This is a genomic window from Bradyrhizobium sp. 160 (genome assembly GCF_023073735.1).
Classification (GTDB): Bacteria; Pseudomonadota; Alphaproteobacteria; order Rhizobiales; family Xanthobacteraceae; genus Bradyrhizobium.
The window spans coordinates 31,848-47,063 of the sequence record NZ_JADPKD010000031.1; the positions used below are offsets into that span (position 1 = coordinate 31,848).

Consider the following 15,216-nt stretch of genomic DNA (forward strand, 5'->3'; position numbering starts at 1 on the left):
AGGAGAATATTTGCGGCACATTCCGAGGCAGCTGAGGCGAATTTCTGCAACAGAGGTTGTTTGCCCGCGGAAAACCGTTCTCCCACTGGAATTCTCGGCACTGCGCACCTTGAAGCAGCAACTGTCCGCATCGGTCGAGTATTTGGGCCCGCAAATGCCGCGCTCCATACTTTTCATTCATGGCTCGCTGCGCCGGGGTCTGTAGCGCGACGATCTGGGAGAGGATTGCACCCGGGAGCATCAATACATAAGGCAATACGCACTCTCACTTTGATCGCCGCGCCGCAGGGGTCCAATATTCGGGGCGCGGGAAGATGGGTTGGGTACCGTTCATGGCTTAGCGGGTCTTACCGCTTGCCATCGGCAACAAAGCCGACACCGCACAATGCGAGCGGAGCGAGGTGCACCGCGATGTGGCTTCACGATAGCCGCGCGGACTCTCGTGCGAAAGATCGCGTGCTCGTGGAATTCATGACCTTATTGACGATCCTACGTAACGATTCGTCCGCTACCTCCATCGACAACAATCGTTGTACCATTGAGATATCTCACTCGATGGCTCACAATGAAGTCCACCGCGTCTGCGAGCTCTTCGGCGTCTCCGATCCGGACCAGTGGAGTTGCATTGGCGATCCGTTCGATAGCCGAATCTCTGTCGAGGCCTTCACCGATCGTCAGAGCTTCAATTCTCTGGCGTATCCTGCCGGTATCAAAATAGCCTGGCGCGACAAAATTCAAGCGCATGCCACTTGCCGAAAGCGCGGCGGGCAGGATGTTCGGCCACTACCGCTGTGCCGGCACGCATGACATTTGACAGAAGCAGGTGCCCTGCTGTCTCATGCACCCCGGGTAACGAATACGATATCCCTTGCACGATCTGATGTTTTAATAAGTCTGGCCGCGGCTCGTGAAAGCTGCACTGCGCACATAAGCGCATCTCGTGTGATGCATGCCAGTCTTCGTCAGTCAAAGCCTCGATAGTGCCATAAGGCATGTGACCAGAGTTCAGCAGACAATCGACGGTCCACATGAGCCTCACCGCCCGCTCGAACAACGCGTCTACCTCCGAGCGACGCCCGAGGTCAGCGACGATTCCATGGGCGCATTGCGGAATGGTTCGCAAATGAGCGGCAGCTCTTTCCAATGCCGATTGATCGCGACCACAGATCACGACATACGCACCGTCTTGCGCCAAACGTCGCGCGATTGCAAAACCCAGGTCTTTGCTGCTGGCCGTGACCAGAGCCCTTCGGCGGCTATCGCAATTCATCATCACCCCGCTACTTGAACGATGAAGCGCGCTGGCTTACACCACTCATGCCCGCGACACGGCGCTCTGAGCCAATGTCCGAGCCGCGGGAGCGCGGTTGATTAAACCTGCTAACAAGCAGCGATCTGCTGAAGTCCCACTTCGGTAGTCGGCGGTTCCGCGTCCGAGAGATTAAACGCGGCATCGCGGGCGCCCGTGGCACGCCCGCCCCGATCAAGAATTAAGCAGGTCCAGAATATATCTGACGGTGAGCACAGTTGTCGGGATAATGAGTTCGTCGGATGCACCGAACGTGGGAGTATGCACAAACGACTCATTGCCGGGCGCGCGGGTACCGAGCCAGAAATAGATCGAGGGCACGCAAGCCGCGTAGAAGCCGAAGTCGTCGCTCCCTGCTATCGGTCTCCTCTCGCTGAAGAAGGCGTCGCGTCCAGCAGTATCGTGGACAAGCTGGCGGAATTTCCTCACCATTTCGGGATCGTTGACGACAGCCGGTTCACCTTGGCGAATGATGCATTCGGCACGACCCCGGTGCAGTGCAGCGACGCCTTCCGCGACTTCACGCACGCGCTGTGACAGGAGCGCCCTGCGTTCCGAGCACGCTGTCCTGATCGTCCCTTCCATGACGACGGATGGGCATATGATGTTAGTAGCCTCCCCGCCATGGATAGTGCCAATCGTTATTACTGCAGCGTCGTCGATCGGCATTTCGCGCGAAACTACCTTCTGCACCTCGTTGATGAAGGCTGCGGCGATAGCAATGGCGTCGATGCCATTATGAGGTGAAGCGCCGTGCGCCATTTTTCCGGTGACGGTAAGCTTGAATTGGTCGGCGGATTTCGTTACCGCGCCTTCCTGTGCGCCGAACATACCGGCGGGAATTCCAGGACTGACGTGAAAGCCGACGGCCCGGTCGAAGCCGTCCAGCAGTTTCTCGTCTTGAACCGTGCGGCCCCCTAGGGGCTCCGCTTCTTCGGCTGGCTGGAAGAACACGCGGACCTTACCTGCGAAGTTGTCCCGCATCCGATGCAATGCGAGCGCGGTTCCGAGCGCAATCGAGCCGTGCACGTCGTGACCGCAAGCATGCATGACACCATTGACCTGGGAGCGATAGGGCAGGTCGTCCCGCGTCTCCTGAATCGGTAACGCATCAATGTCGCCGCGCACGGCGACCGCACGCTTTGGACCGGAGGCGCGCCCTTCGATATCAATATAAAGACCGGTGTTGTGGAACGTCTTGAAACCGCTGAGGCCGAAACGTTGCAACACCGCCCGGATCCGCTCCTGCGTTTTCCATTCCGCGTTCGAAAGCTCAGGTTCGCGATGCATATCGTGGCGCAGCTCGATGACCGCATCGCGCTCCGCATCTGACAGGAAGCTGTTGCTGCGTGTGCTCATCAAATCGATCCTATGTTCCGCCGGAGCATTCACTAGACCTAAGACTAACACTCGCAGGGGACCGATAATCGGCAAACTTCTCGCTCGGAAGGCATGCGTCCAGCTGAGTTTCTTGGTTTTGCGCAGGAGTTCTTCGCCAAAATGGGAGGACCGGCTAGCCTGCGTACTAGCTGCATTGTAACGCGCAGCCGGTCGTAAACTCGCATTCGCGTACCGGGCTCGAAGGTAGGATGGCCCGGCACGAAGCCTTTCAAGGTATTCGTTTTGCTGGACGCTCGACGTGCTTGAGATTTACAGCTTTGCTGTCCTCCTCAAGAGCCAAGCTAAAGGGCATCTATCGCAGATAAGCCGGTTCACGTAGAAATTGCCAAAGAGGTGTTATGAAGAACAAATCGACCTTCTAGCGCTCCGGGAATGGGCAATGATCCTCCTCACTAACAACCAATAATTCGACACAACCGCCTCTAGGATACCGGACTAACATTGGCAGCCCACTATACTGCGAAAACGAACCTGCAAAGCCCCTGCAGGTCCGCATCGCGTGAGGGCCTCGTCCTCCAAACTCAGATCTCGAAAATGACCCGCGGCAGCTTTGAGAACGCCTCGGCGCCAGTGTCGGTGACCCGGAACGTCTCGCTAATGACGTAACCGAAGTCTTCGTCGATCCAATTCCCGAGCATCAGATGAAAAGTCATATTCGGCTTTAAGACTGTGCGGTCGCCTTCCTTGAGGCTGGCCGTCGGTTCTGTCCAGTCGATACCGATAGCGTAACCGCACCGTGATTCCTTTTGCACGCCGTGCTTTTTCATGGCCGTGTTGAATGCGGTGGCGACATCGCCGCAGATGGCCCCTGGTTTGACAGCAGCGAGTGCGGCCTCTAGACCTGCCACCTCAGCTTCATGGACGCGGCGCAAGCGGTCTGAAGGCTTACCAATTGACATGGTTCGCATCAGCGCCGACGTGTAGCCATGACGCACTCCGGCAAATTCCAGATTGATTTGCGATCCTTGTCGGAAAGCATCCTCGGTCCAACGAATATGGGCCGTGGCCGAACGCGGCGAGGCGCACAGGAAGAAGCCCGCAAGGTCCGTGCTTGGCTTGCCATCAACGCCGCGCACCAGTGCGCCGATGATCTCAGCGGCCGCGTCTGCCTCTCTGACGCCCGGACGGATAACTTCTGTCGCTCTCGCCATGCCAGCATCGGCGTTCGCCGCGGCCTCCCGCATGACGCCGATTTCGAGATCGGATTTAATTCCCCGGATCCAGTGGACTCCATTAGCGAAATCGACAATCTTCCCTTTCGGAATTCTGACCTTGAATTTTTCGGCTGTTTGAGCCGAGAGGGCCTTTGTCTCAAGACCGACCCCCCCCGCTAGCAAGGCCCTTGTCATGCAAGAAGTCGATGATCGCATCAAAACCGTCCAGGTCGGGATTGGCGATGAGATCTTCGGCATAACCGATGACGCGGCTGCTATCGAAGAACATCTGATGCATCGCCGCCGGTGCATCCATGCGCCGCGTGAAAAAGGTCGGCTCTTCTTCCTTTAGCGAAAGGATCAGGCCTTGCGGCACGTATCCGGATTTGCTCGTGTAGCCGGAGAGATACGTGATGCTGGCCGGACTTGTGACCATCAGCACGTCGATCTCGCGTTTTTCCATTTCCGCTTTAACGGCGGCGATTCTTCGTAGATATTCGGTTCGCGGGAACGCCTGCGGCGCTTTTGGCATTGCCATGAGTTTGACTCCTTATTGTTGGACATTGCGGTCTGCAGTTGTGACGGCAGATCACTGAATTTCGGTTTTGCGCAATATCCTCCGCGCTTGCTTCAGTTCGGCCGAGCGCGTCTATTGCGCGAATTGTGAGTAGAAGCGCACTTAGCGCGGGCCAGCTTCCCGAGCCAACATAAAGGCTGTTCGTTGTGCAACTAAAAGCAACCCTTGCTTCCGCCTCCCTTCCTCGAAGACGAGTTAGGATACTTGCGTGGCATACATGTTTAAGGGGCATTTCCGCGTCGTGGGTACGAATTTCTGCATGAGATGGTCATTTCACAAAGATTCCCCACGCCCAAATCAAAGCGCAAATACTGGCCCGACCTCTCATGGGTTTTTCAAGAGGCTAGGGTCCGCTTCCTGAGTATCGCCCGAGGTTCAGCTTGAATCGTCAAACTGCTCAGGGCTTCACGATCTCGACTTTTACGGATTTACCGGCCGCCGTGGCAACCAGGACGTTGGCTTTTAGCAGGCGGCCTCAGACTCGCGCTCTAGGCGTCGCCGGAGCCTTCGCGCCTCGCGTATCTCGCCCTCCCAATGGGCACCTACTCATGACGTGAAACTTCGCATTTTGCGGAGTTAGAGCTGAACTTCGGCTATGCTGGGGCTCACTCCAGAGAAATTCCCTGCATGGGGGGGTGCATGCTCTCGAACAATCAGACATGAACCTTCACGAGGGAGAACGAAGATGTCCACATCACGCCGCGAATTCTTGAAAGGCGCTGCCTCGACTGCCGCTCTTGGTGCTGGCTTCTCCTTAGCGGGTGTTACGGGGGCTCCTGTCATTCGGCCTGCAATATTGGCTCTGACTCACTTTTGATGCAGTTTGAGGGATGTCGGGCGCTTTGATTGGGGAGAATCAGCGCCATGCAGCAAGCACTCCACCGCTCCAGTCTGGTGCCGCGTGGGTTTGTTGTAGAGAGTGCGTACTACGAGGGTGATAAGGCCATTGTTGTGGTCCGGGCGTCCGGAAGCGTTGGTCGATGTCCATCGTGCGGAGCAGTATCCCGGCGTGTCCATAGCCGCTATCGAAGACGCGTGACCGATTTGCCGCTCTCGGGCGGATCGTCCAGCTCCTGGTAGTCGCCCGCCGCTTCCGCTGCGACGCCGTTCTGTGCGGGCGCCAAATCTTCACAGAGCGCTTCGCTGAAGGGGTACTGGCACCATCGGCGCGGCGCACGGCGAGACTGGACTCTATCGTTCATCACCTCGGCTCGGCGCTTGGCGGTCGACCGGCAGCAGACTTCGCAAGGCGGCTGATGCTGCCGGTGAGTAAGGATACTCTGCTGCGCGTGGTCCGACGCCGTCACCGTCCCCCGGCTGACCCGCTCAAGGTTATCGGCATTGATGATTGGGCCTGGCGGCGCAATCACCGATACGCCAGCATCATCTGCAACCTGGAAAGGCGCCGGATCGTCACCCTGCTGCCAGATCGTGAGCCCGCGACAGCCCAAGCCTGGCTCGCCGCTCATCCCACGATCGCTATCGTCGCTCGCGATCGCGGCGGGGGATATGGCGAAGCTGCGGCAAGCAAGGGCCCTCCCGCATGCGGTACAGGTCGCAGATCGTTGGCATTTGATGAAGAACGCCAGTCGGGCCTTCCTCGACGCCGTCCACAAATCGATGCGCCAGATCCGCAGCGCAATCGGGGCGACAACCATCGATCCCAAACTGCTCAGCGCGGCCGAGCGCGTGCAGTATGAAGGATATCTTCGCCGAAGAGACCAATGCGACGATCTTGGCCCTGTCGAAAAGCGGAACGCCGATCAAGCAGATCGTGCGCCAGACCGGTCATAGCAGGAAGCTGGTTCGTCAGGTGATCCGTGGCGAACGCCACGATGTCTTCCGGACCCGGCAGAGTTCGCTCGATCAGCACCTGCCATGGCTCGACGATCAATGGGCCGCCGGCTGCCGAAACGGCGCTGAACTTTGGCGGGGTCTAAAGGCGCGCGGCTTCCGAGGCTCTCTTCGTGTCGTCGCAGAATGGGCAACACGCAGGCGGCCGGCCGAAAAGGCCGACGCACAAAACCTTCACCGGATCCCGTCGGCCAGAACGATCGCTCGTCTCATGACGATTGGACGTGATACGCTCTCGAAGGCAGAGACGGTCACTGTCGCGGCGATCGAAGCTGGCGTACCAACCCTTGTCGAGGCACGCGAGATCATCGCCGAATTCCATTTGATGATCCGGCGCAGAGCCGCCGCCGAGCTGTCACCGTGGATCGAGCGCGCTCGCGCCAGTCTCGTTGCCTCATTCGCCCGCGGCGTTACGAACGACGAAGCGGCGGTTCGGTCGGCGATCACCTTACCTTGGTCCAACGGACAGAAGGAGGGGCAGATCACCCGCCTGAAACTCGTCAGGCGGCAAATGTACGGCCGCGGCAAAATCGATCTGCTCCAGGCCAGGCTAATCGGCGCAGAATAGAGTGGAGCTGCACCAAGATTGCGTCAGAGCCAAATTTGAACGCCGATTGACATCCGAGTTCGCCTTCACCTATCACCCCGCGCCGGGATCTGGCGCTGCGCTATGCCGACGGCTCCGCGCCAGCTCCCGTCGCCCCCACCGCCCAGCCGGGCAAATCCAATGGCCCGAGCGAACTCAGGACTGGATAAAACTTGATGTGGTGGAACGGCCCGCTCCAACAGCATCAAAGTGCTAGAACGTGGTCGTTGTTCGAACGCCACAAAGGAGGGACCGTTCCGTGAAACAGGTTAGCACCATCGGGTTAGATTTGGCCAAGCACGTTTTCCAGGTTCACGGCGCGGATGCGGAGGGCTCGCCCGTGTTCAACAGGAAATTGCGGCGCAGCGAGGTTCTGCGCTTCTTCGAGAAACTGCCACCATGCCTGGTGGGGATGGAAGCCTGCGGTAGCGCCCACTATTGGGCGCGCGAGATCGCAGCTCTCGGTCATGAGGTGCGGCTCATTCCGCCGGCTTATGTCAAACCCTTCGTAAAGCGAGGCAAAACGGATGCGGCGGACGCAGAGGCCATCAGCGAGGACCCGCAAGACCATGCGCTTCGTCCCGATCAAGACGGCCGAGCAACAGGCTGCTGCGATGGTGCTGAAGACCCGCGCCCTTCTAGGTTGTGTACTCAAATTCGAGTAGCGGATCAGAGCGGACCATGATTCAAGCTACCGAACATCGGGGCTGGGATCATGCGATACGACCTGACGGATTTCGAGTGGAGTGTTATCGAACCCCTTCTCCCGAAGGACCGTCGAGGTCGCAAGCCAGGCAACAACCGCCGCGTTCTCAACGGCATCTTTTGGGTGCTGCGCGCAGGAGCGCCGTGGCGCGATCTGCCGGAGCGATACGGGCCTTATACGACCGCTTACAATCGCTTCAACCGCTGGCGCAAAGCCGGCATCTGGGACCGGCTGATGGATGCGGTCGTCAAGGCACATGATGGCAAGGTGCAGATGATCGACAGTTCGATCGTGCGGGTCCATCAGCATGCATCCGGGGTGAAAAAAAGAGTGGAGATCGTTGTGTGGGCCGAAGCCGAGGCGGCCTCACCACCAAAATCCACGCGCGCGTCGACGCGAAAGGCCGCCCGGTCCGCCTCATGATCACCCCCGGCGAGGCCCACGACGTGACGTGCGCCGAAGCCCTGCTCGACGGACTCGATGCGCGCGCCATTGTCATCGCCGACAAAGGTTACGATGCCGATCGTGTTCGTGCCCACATCCGTGATCAAGGCGCGACCCCCAACATTCCGAACAAATCCAACCGGAAGAAGGGGTTCCGGTGGAAGAAGACCATCTACCGCGAGCGCAACCACGTTGAGCGCTTCTTCAATAAGCTAAAGCAGTTTCGACGCATCGCCACCCGTTACGACAAGCTCGGCGCGACGTTCTTCGCTTTCGTTCAACTCGCTTCGGTGCGAATTTGGCTTCAATCAATTGAGTCCACACCCTAGTGCGGCAGCGAACGCAGGCGGTCAACGCGTTGCGCGCGCATCTGGCCGAATTGGGCATCATCGCCACCGCTGGCCTGGCAAAGGTTGAGGTGCTGGTCGCAATCGTACGGGATGAGACAGATGCTCGCCTTCCCGCAGCAGCGCGCTTCGCGCTGAGTGCTATTGCCGACGAGATTGAAGCTTCAGCCGACCAGATCGAGAGGCTCGAGCGCGCAATAGTCCTGGAGACCAAGCACGACGAGGACATGCGTCGGTTGACCACGATCCCCGGCGTCGGCGCCATCACGGCGGCGACCATCAAGGCGCGGATCCCGGCGGGTTCAAGTCGGCTCGCCACTTTGCCGCCTGGCTGGGATTGACGCCGCGGCCTCATTCAAGCGGAGGCAAAGAGCGACTGGGAGGAATATCGAAGATGGGAAATGCGGAACTCCGCTCTCTGCTCGTTGTCGGGCGACGGCCGTCTTGCGGGTTGTCCGAAACGACGCTCGGGCGCGGCCGTGGCTGAAGGCGCTTCTCGCCAGACGGCCCTTCAAGGTTGCAGCGGTCGCGCAGGCCAACAAGACGGCGCGGATCATCTGGGCGCTTCTGAACAAGGGCGGGACTTACCGACGTCCCGACCCGCTGACTGCCGCGGCCGCCGTCTGATGGACGCAGTGACAGCCAAAGCGATCTGACCGGTGCAGGCCGGCAGAGGGCAAGGTGCAACAACAGCCGATGAACCCATGGGACGACATCCCGAAACGAGTGAAGCTACTGCCCCCAATGCGCTCAAACGCGTAAACTTGATTTAGCTCCTCGTTCCGCGGATCTCATCGAGGCCAGCGGCCATGTGCCGCGCGCAAAGGCCGGACATATGACCGCACCGTTCCAATGTGTGAAATCGACTGAAAAAGCTCTTGCCACGCGGGCCGTTCCACATATGGGGGCAAGATCACAGTCGATAGCGCTTCCTATTGCGGATCGATGAAATATGCCAAATCGGCATGCCCGACAGATCACTGAACACGTGATTCTTCGACACTACCCGACAGACTGAGATGAGGCCGCCCCCAGCTCGGCGATACACCCCGGGGGCGGTGCATGTTCGGTATCATGGACAAGAGCGAGGCGGTGTAAGGGTGCTTCGGCGCTTTAAACAGCTCTTCCGTCTCGCTACTCTCGCAAACTTGGCCATTTTGTAGAACTGTAACTCTGTCGCAAATCTGGCGGACCACAGGAAGATCGTGGCTGATGAATAGCATTGTCAGCGAGAGCTTCTCTTGAAGGTCCTTCAGAAGATTTAGGATCTGCGCCTGGATAGAAACGTCGAGTGCCGAGGTAGGTTCATCGCAGATCAAAAACCGCGGGCGGCTCGCCAACGTTCGTGCGATTGAAATACGTTGTCGCTGACCGCCCGAGAAGGCATGCGGATAGCGGCGGGCGGCACTTGGTTCCAGACCAACCGCGTTGAGCAGCTCTAACATTATCGGTTCGGCCTGGCGCCTATTCTTTGCGAGCCCAAAGTGAATCATGGGCTCGATGATAATCTCTCCAACGCGCATCTGTGAGTTCAAAGACGAATAAGGGTCCTGGAATACCATCTGGGTCTGACGGCGGATATGTTGGCGGGCTTCGAAGCTCGCCGCATAGACATCTTTCCCATCAAACATTAGCTGGCCGCTGCTTGGGGGCGCCAAGCCAGCGACGATCCTCGCGATCGTGCTTTTCCCGGAGCCGGATTCGCCAACGAGACCCATGACTTCGCCATAGCGGATGTCCAGATTCACATCGTGCAGCGCCTTAAAGACCTCCCGAGTGAAGCCGCCAAACATCCGCGTCGTTCCATAAACCCGCTCCACGCCGCGAAGCTCTACAAGTGCTTCTGGACGTGCAGAACTTCGCTGCGTGTCCTCTTCTAGCAGCCACTGCATCGCGGAATCGATATTTCGACCAGCACCAGCCACAGGGAAGCGATTTAGTTTAACGTCACCGGGCGGCACAACCGAAATCAAGGCCTGACTGTATTCATGGCGTGGATGTCCAAGAACAGCCGAAGTGTCATTGAGCTCGACGATTTCCCCGGACCTCATCACCGCGACTCGGTCAGTGACCTGGGAAATCACTCCCATGTTGTGGGTGATGAGCATCACGGCCACTTGACGTTCGCGAGCCAAGTCCTGGATCAGCTTCAAGATCTGTGCTTGGACCGTCACGTCAAGCGCTGTCGTCGGCTCATCCGCAATAATGAGCTCGGGTTGTGAGCAGAGGGCAAGCGCAATGACCGCGCGCTGTCGCATGCCGCCAGAGAATTCGTGCGGCCAGTTCTTGACCCGTTGCGCAGGCTCAGGAATTCCCACCGCTTCCAATTGACGCACCGCTTCCGCTCGTGCCTCAGCCCGCGACAAAGCGCGATGGACTCGGATAGTATCGACCAGTTGTCTCTCAATGGTGAAGAGCGGATTTAAGCTGGTTAATGGATCTTGGAAAATGGTCGAGATGCGTTTTCCGCGTAACGCGCGCATAGCGTTAATATCGCGCGCATCGATGATGTCACCGGAAAGCCGCACTTCGCCCGCACTAATACGGCCGGGAGCTTGTAGTAAGCCCGTGATGGCGGCTCCGACGGTCGATTTACCCGCGCCAGACTCGCCGACTATGCCAAGTATTTCACCAGGCGCAATCTCGAGGCTGACATTACGGACAGCGTGGAACGTGCCATGGCGGCTTGCAAAGTCGACGGAAAGTCCGCGAATGGAAAGAACGGGAGGCCGGGCAGTTGCCGTCATCAGATGCCCCTCGAATTAATCACATCTCGCAACCAATCGCCCAGGATGTTAATGGCGAGCGCGAGTGCAAGGAGAGTGACGGCAGGAAACACCAGGACCCACCACTGGCCAGCAAACAGAAAATCTTGGCCGCTGCGGATCAACGTCCCTAGAGATGGTTGAGTAGCAGGCAGACCAGCGCCAAGATAGGAGAGTGTAGCTTCCGTAATAATGGAGAGGGCAAGTGAAATCGTTGCAATAACAAGGATTGGACGACGTACGTTTGGTAGAATGTGCCGTACCAGCACTGTCCGGGTCGGAAGCCCCATCATGAAAGCTGCCTGCACATATTCGCGCTGTTTCTCCACCATCACGGCGCCACGCACAGTGCGGGCATATGTCACCCACCCAGAAAATCCAATCGCCAATATTACCATGTAAACAGCAAGCGCGTCGCGTGCGCCCGGTGGCAGTAGTGACCGCGTTAAGCCCGAAATAAGTAGCGCAATGAAAATGGCAGGGATGGACAATTGAATGTCTGCTATGCGCATGATTACTGCGTCAATGTTCCCCCCGAAATAACCGGAGATCAGTCCTAAGCAGACGCCGATCGACATCGAGACCAAAACCGAGGCAAGCCCGACTAGGAGGGAAACCCGCGTTCCATAGAGCGTTGCTGAAAGCACGTCGCGGCCCTGGTCGTCTGAGCCGAAAGCGTAGAAATGGTTCGTGAACTCGTTGACACTCCACGCCGGTGTATTTGACGAGAGCAGGTCGAAGCTGCTGGCATCGAGAGTGTTTTGCGGCGCCCATAAAGGAGCGCCTACCGCCGCGGCAGTGAGGACTAGCAGGACTAGCGTAGAGAAAACCGCTCCCGGGGAGCGAATGTAGGAGTGGCCGACATCAGAATCAAACAACGCCGCAAACTTGTCGATTGTCATCTGATTGCTCCTCCCGTGCTGCGGAGACGAGGATCCAGAAGGTAGTAGATGCAATCCACGACCGTGTTGATGGTGACGAAAATGACCGACACGATAAGAAGGTATGTCGCCATGATTGGGACGTCGGAAAATCTGATCGAATTAATGAAGAGTAGCCCAACGCCTGGCCATTGGAATACGGTCTCAGTAACAACGGCGAATGCGATAATGGATCCCAACTGCAAACCTGCGACTGTGACGACGGGCACCATCGTGTTCTTCAGTGCATAAGAGAAATAGATCAGCCGATCTGGCAGTCCCCGCGCTCTTGCGAACCGGATGTAATCGGAATGCATGACCTCAAGCATTTCCGTGCGAACTAAACGCAGGATTAGCGTGAGTTGATAGGTCGCCAGCGAAATCGCAGGAAGAATGATGGCCTGCCAGCCAGTCTTAGTCAGCAAACCGGTCGTCCACCAGCCGATCTTCACCGTCTCGCCACGCCCAAAGGATGGCAGCCATCCCAGTTTGACCGCGAACACGTAGATGAGGCCGATGCCGATCAAGAAGTTGGGCATCGATACTGCGATCAGCGAACCCGTCATACTACAACTCGATAGTATAGAACGCGGTCGCAATGCTGTCATGACGCCAAGCGCGACGCCCACGACCATTGCAAAGATGAACGATAACATTGCTAGTTCCAGAGTCGCAGGCAGCCGCTCGAGGATCAAATCCAGCACGGGCCTTCCAACGCGAGTGGAAGTGCCGAGGTCTCCATGGAGGGCCGAACGAATAAACAGCACGAACTGGATGTAAAAGGGGCGGTCGAACCCAAGTTCGGCCGCCAGCCGAGCACGGTCCTGCGTAGTGGCCTCCGGTCCCAACATATTTTGAAGCGGATCGCCGATAAAGTGAAAGGCGGCGAATGAGAGAAACGCCGTGATCAGCATCACCGGGAGCACGGACACTAGTCTGCGCAGAAAAAAGCCTGTCACTTGTCCACCTTGATGGTTTTCACGGCGATCTGATTACCAACGTTGGGCGTGATGTGAATCGTCTTCAGCGACGCACGGGCCAACATTTGCGCGTGAATCGGAACATAGCGACATTCGTCCTGAACGACCTTCCAAATTTCGGCGATTGTGGCCTTGCGCTTCTGAGGATCGGCTTCTGATCGGAGTGATTCAATTTTGGCATCAATCTCCGGGTTCTTGTAATTCGTTGCCGCCCAAGCGCCGCGAGAGTGGACGAGATTATCGAAGATCAATTGAGAATCGAATGAGCCCCACGTCATTAGGTAGAAGTCCGTCTTCCGATTGAGAACTAGGGGCCAGACAACGGCACTGGGTTGGACATCGAGATGCACCGTGATGCCGATCTTGGCTAGCATTGCCACTACGGCTTGACAGATGCGCTCATCGTTCACCGCGCCGTCATTTGGGCAGTTCAGAGTAACCGAAAATCCACCGGGGTACCCCGCCTCGGCTATAAGCTGCTTGGCTCGGTCGATATCGAGTTTTGGAAACTTACCCAATTCTTCCGTATAGCCGTCGGCGATCGGAGAAATGATTGTGCCGAGCGGAACCGACTCACCTCGCATGATTGCCGACTTGATCGCTTTGCGATCAATGGACATGTTCATTGCTTGGCGGACCCGCTTGTCGGCAAAGGGATTCCCCTTTGCTTCGCCGCTGGTAAGCTTATCCGCACCCACGTTGACGCCCAAGAAAACCGTGCGGATCTCTGGACCTCGCACCACCCGAAGGTTTTCGTTCTGCTCCAACCGCGTAATGTCTTGGGGAGGCACGTCTTGGAGGAAGTTAACTTCTCCGCTTATCAATGCGGACACCCGTGTCGCGGCCGACTGGACGGGAGTATAGATGATCCGATCAATATCCAATGGGAACTGGCCGATACCCCAATATTTATCGTAAGCTTGCAGTTCCGTACGCCGATCCGACTCGCGACTCACGAGGCGATAGGCGCCCGTGCCGTTCTCATGGCGCGCCGCATAGTTTTCTTTGCCGCCCTTAAAGTCCTGCGGGACAGCGGATTCATTCTTCTCGGCCCACGCCCTGTTCATGATAAAGATGCTTGTCAAGTTTTCGGGCAGAAGCGGGCTGGGACCCTTGGTCTTGACATGCACGGTGTAATCGTCCTTCGCAATGGCTTCCTCAACCACTGCTGCATTCAGATAGGTGCGCACGTTCGAAGTGGGCGCCATAGCTCGCTGGATCGTAAATACAACGTCGTCCGCCTTGAAGGGCGCGCCATCGTGGAAAGTGACGTTCCGGCGAAGCTTGAACTCCCAAATGTCGGAATGATCAGGAAGCATCCGCCATTCGGTCGCTAGCACTCCGATCAGCTTTCCATCGTCGGAACGCTCCACAAGGCCCTCATACATCTGCCGATTGAACGCAAATGTAACGTTCTCGTTATAGGCGTGAGGGTCGAGGGTTTGAACGTCCAAGCTCCGAGCCCATTTCAGCGTTTCCGCGCCAACGGGAGAGGCGATCGCGAGTAGTGCCGCCACGCTTGCGATGATAGCAGGACGCACGTTGAGATGACTTGTCATGTTACGGTAAGAGCGCGCAATAGAATTTGGCATTTGAACTATTCCTCTCCCTTGTTAGAATTTTTGATTCCGCCAAGACCCTCTAGGCTGTTGTCCGACGGGCGTTAGTAACTTTGCTGCAGTTTGCTGACCCAGCGCCGCCTTTTGCCGGCAAATCCGGGGCGTCCCTTGCAGAAATTGCGCAGGTTTTACGGCAATTGCGCCGGATGACGACGATTCATTTCGAAGAAGTCTTTGGAGACGTTTGCCGCCTGCCCACTTTCGTCGCTCAACAAGAACTCACCGCTCCAAGAGACGGCAACAAATCAACAACCGCGCGTGAAATTTGAACGGACGGTTCTCGCCTCCGGCCTGATGCCAGGCTGGGGACCGCGCTATGCCGGCCGGGAAGCCGGTGATTGTCGAGGCAGATGGACAGCTCCTCGGACAGTTCGCTCTCGCAGCCGCGCTCGTGGGCGAGGCCAAGAAGCTCGACCATGATGCGGCAGGCCTGGCGCTCGGGCAGACGCTCGACGAGGAGATCGAAAGTCCGCCGGTAGGCCTCCCGCAGGAAGAGCCGATCGCGATAGACCAGATTGATCAACGCCATCGGCTTCCTTCTGATGACGTGCCTC

At 57.6% G+C, this 15,216-nt stretch carries 10 protein-coding genes and 5 pseudogenes; 7 read left to right on the forward strand and 8 right to left on the reverse strand.

The annotated features are described in order from the left end of the window. The first annotated feature begins 456 nt into the window (after window positions 1-456). On the forward strand, window positions 457-807 hold the full coding sequence (locus IVA98_RS13360; protein WP_247355059.1) for a hypothetical protein: 351 nt from the start codon (window positions 457-459) through the stop codon (window positions 805-807). Here IVA98_RS13360 and IVA98_RS37630 read toward each other — a convergent pair. The 3 genes and pseudogenes from IVA98_RS37630 to IVA98_RS13370 form a co-directional block, all read right to left on the reverse strand. Then, on the reverse strand, window positions 710-1,273 hold the full coding sequence (locus IVA98_RS37630) for an SDR family NAD(P)-dependent oxidoreductase (RefSeq protein WP_524536375.1): 564 nt from the start codon (window positions 1,271-1,273) through the stop codon (window positions 710-712). The two genes, IVA98_RS13360 and IVA98_RS37630, sit on opposite strands and share 98 nt — an antisense overlap. 210 nt (window positions 1,274-1,483) lie before the next feature. Then, window positions 1,484-2,668 (reverse strand): M20 family metallopeptidase, encoded by a 1,185-nt coding sequence (locus tag IVA98_RS13365; protein ID WP_247355060.1) that lies wholly within the window; start codon window positions 2,666-2,668, stop codon window positions 1,484-1,486. Between the two features lie 563 nt (window positions 2,669-3,231). Then, a pseudogene (locus IVA98_RS13370) lies at window positions 3,232-4,402 on the reverse strand (M24 family metallopeptidase). Window positions 4,403-5,126: 724 nt separating this feature from the next. Between IVA98_RS13370 and IVA98_RS37635 the strand changes: the two are divergent. The 5 genes and pseudogenes from IVA98_RS37635 to IVA98_RS37640 all read left to right on the forward strand — a co-directional run. After that, window positions 5,127-5,258 carry a twin-arginine translocation signal domain-containing protein gene (locus tag IVA98_RS37635; protein ID WP_524536376.1) on the forward strand — a complete coding sequence of 44 codons (132 nt, stop codon included), beginning with the start codon at window positions 5,127-5,129 and terminating at the stop codon, window positions 5,256-5,258. Between the two features lie 47 nt (window positions 5,259-5,305). Next, a pseudogene (locus tag IVA98_RS13375) lies at window positions 5,306-6,863 on the forward strand (ISL3 family transposase). Between the two features lie 277 nt (window positions 6,864-7,140). Further along, window positions 7,141-7,522 (forward strand): annotated as a pseudogene (locus IVA98_RS13380) (IS110 family transposase); the annotation flags it as partial. Between the two features lie 74 nt (window positions 7,523-7,596). Continuing rightward, a protein-coding gene (locus IVA98_RS13385; protein WP_247355061.1) for an IS5 family transposase occupies window positions 7,597-8,360 on the forward strand; the annotation gives its coding sequence in 2 pieces (ribosomal slippage) (window positions 7,597-7,908 and window positions 7,911-8,360; 762 coding nt in all). Further along, window positions 8,357-9,005 (forward strand): annotated as a pseudogene (locus IVA98_RS37640) (IS110 family RNA-guided transposase); the annotation flags it as partial. The gene IVA98_RS13385 and the pseudogene IVA98_RS37640, both read left to right, overlap by 4 nt. Before the next feature lie 350 nt (window positions 9,006-9,355). Here the strand turns inward: IVA98_RS37640 and IVA98_RS13405 are convergent. From IVA98_RS13405 to IVA98_RS13420, 4 genes are read right to left on the reverse strand one after another with little or no spacing between them, the layout of a single operon-like run. After that, window positions 9,356-11,125: a dipeptide ABC transporter ATP-binding protein gene (locus IVA98_RS13405; RefSeq protein WP_247355064.1), complete on the reverse strand. Its 1,770-nt coding sequence runs from the start codon at window positions 11,123-11,125 to the stop codon at window positions 9,356-9,358. Beyond that, window positions 11,125-12,045, reverse strand: a complete 921-nt coding sequence (locus IVA98_RS13410; RefSeq protein WP_247355065.1) for an ABC transporter permease — start codon at window positions 12,043-12,045, stop codon at window positions 11,125-11,127. The genes IVA98_RS13405 and IVA98_RS13410 overlap by 1 nt, the downstream gene beginning before the upstream one ends. Continuing rightward, window positions 12,042-13,022 carry an ABC transporter permease gene (locus tag IVA98_RS13415; protein WP_247355066.1) on the reverse strand — a complete coding sequence of 327 codons (981 nt, stop codon included), beginning with the start codon at window positions 13,020-13,022 and terminating at the stop codon, window positions 12,042-12,044. The genes IVA98_RS13410 and IVA98_RS13415 overlap by 4 nt, the downstream gene beginning before the upstream one ends. Beyond that, on the reverse strand, window positions 13,019-14,635 hold the full coding sequence (locus IVA98_RS13420; protein ID WP_247355067.1) for an ABC transporter substrate-binding protein: 1,617 nt from the start codon (window positions 14,633-14,635) through the stop codon (window positions 13,019-13,021). The genes IVA98_RS13415 and IVA98_RS13420 overlap by 4 nt, the downstream gene beginning before the upstream one ends. A gap of 80 nt (window positions 14,636-14,715) precedes the next feature. Between IVA98_RS13420 and IVA98_RS13425 the strand changes: the two genes are divergently transcribed. Further along, a complete protein-coding gene (locus tag IVA98_RS13425) occupies window positions 14,716-14,931 on the forward strand; it encodes a hypothetical protein (RefSeq protein ID WP_247355089.1) in 216 nt (71 codons plus the stop codon). A 56-nt stretch (window positions 14,932-14,987) separates the two neighbouring features. Here IVA98_RS13425 and IVA98_RS13430 read toward each other — a convergent pair. Then, window positions 14,988-15,212: pseudogene (locus IVA98_RS13430) on the reverse strand (IS21 family transposase); the annotation flags it as partial. Between the last annotated feature and the right edge of the window lie 4 nt (window positions 15,213-15,216).

Bases quoted from the DNA above. Each gene is read 5' to 3' on its own strand.
- IVA98_RS37630 (WP_524536375.1), bottom strand. From the start codon at position 1,273: ATGATGAATTGCGATAGCCGCCGAAGGGCTCTGGTCACGGCCAGCAGC.
- IVA98_RS13420 (WP_247355067.1), bottom strand. From the start codon at position 14,635: ATGCCAAATTCTATTGCGCGCTCTTACCGTAACATGACAAGTCATCTC.
- IVA98_RS37635 (WP_524536376.1), top strand. From the start codon at position 5,127: ATGTCCACATCACGCCGCGAATTCTTGAAAGGCGCTGCCTCGACTGCC.
- IVA98_RS13365 (WP_247355060.1), bottom strand. From the start codon at position 2,668: ATGAGCACACGCAGCAACAGCTTCCTGTCAGATGCGGAGCGCGATGCG.
- IVA98_RS13405 (WP_247355064.1), bottom strand. From the start codon at position 11,125: ATGACGGCAACTGCCCGGCCTCCCGTTCTTTCCATTCGCGGACTTTCC.
- IVA98_RS13410 (WP_247355065.1), bottom strand. From the start codon at position 12,045: ATGACAATCGACAAGTTTGCGGCGTTGTTTGATTCTGATGTCGGCCAC.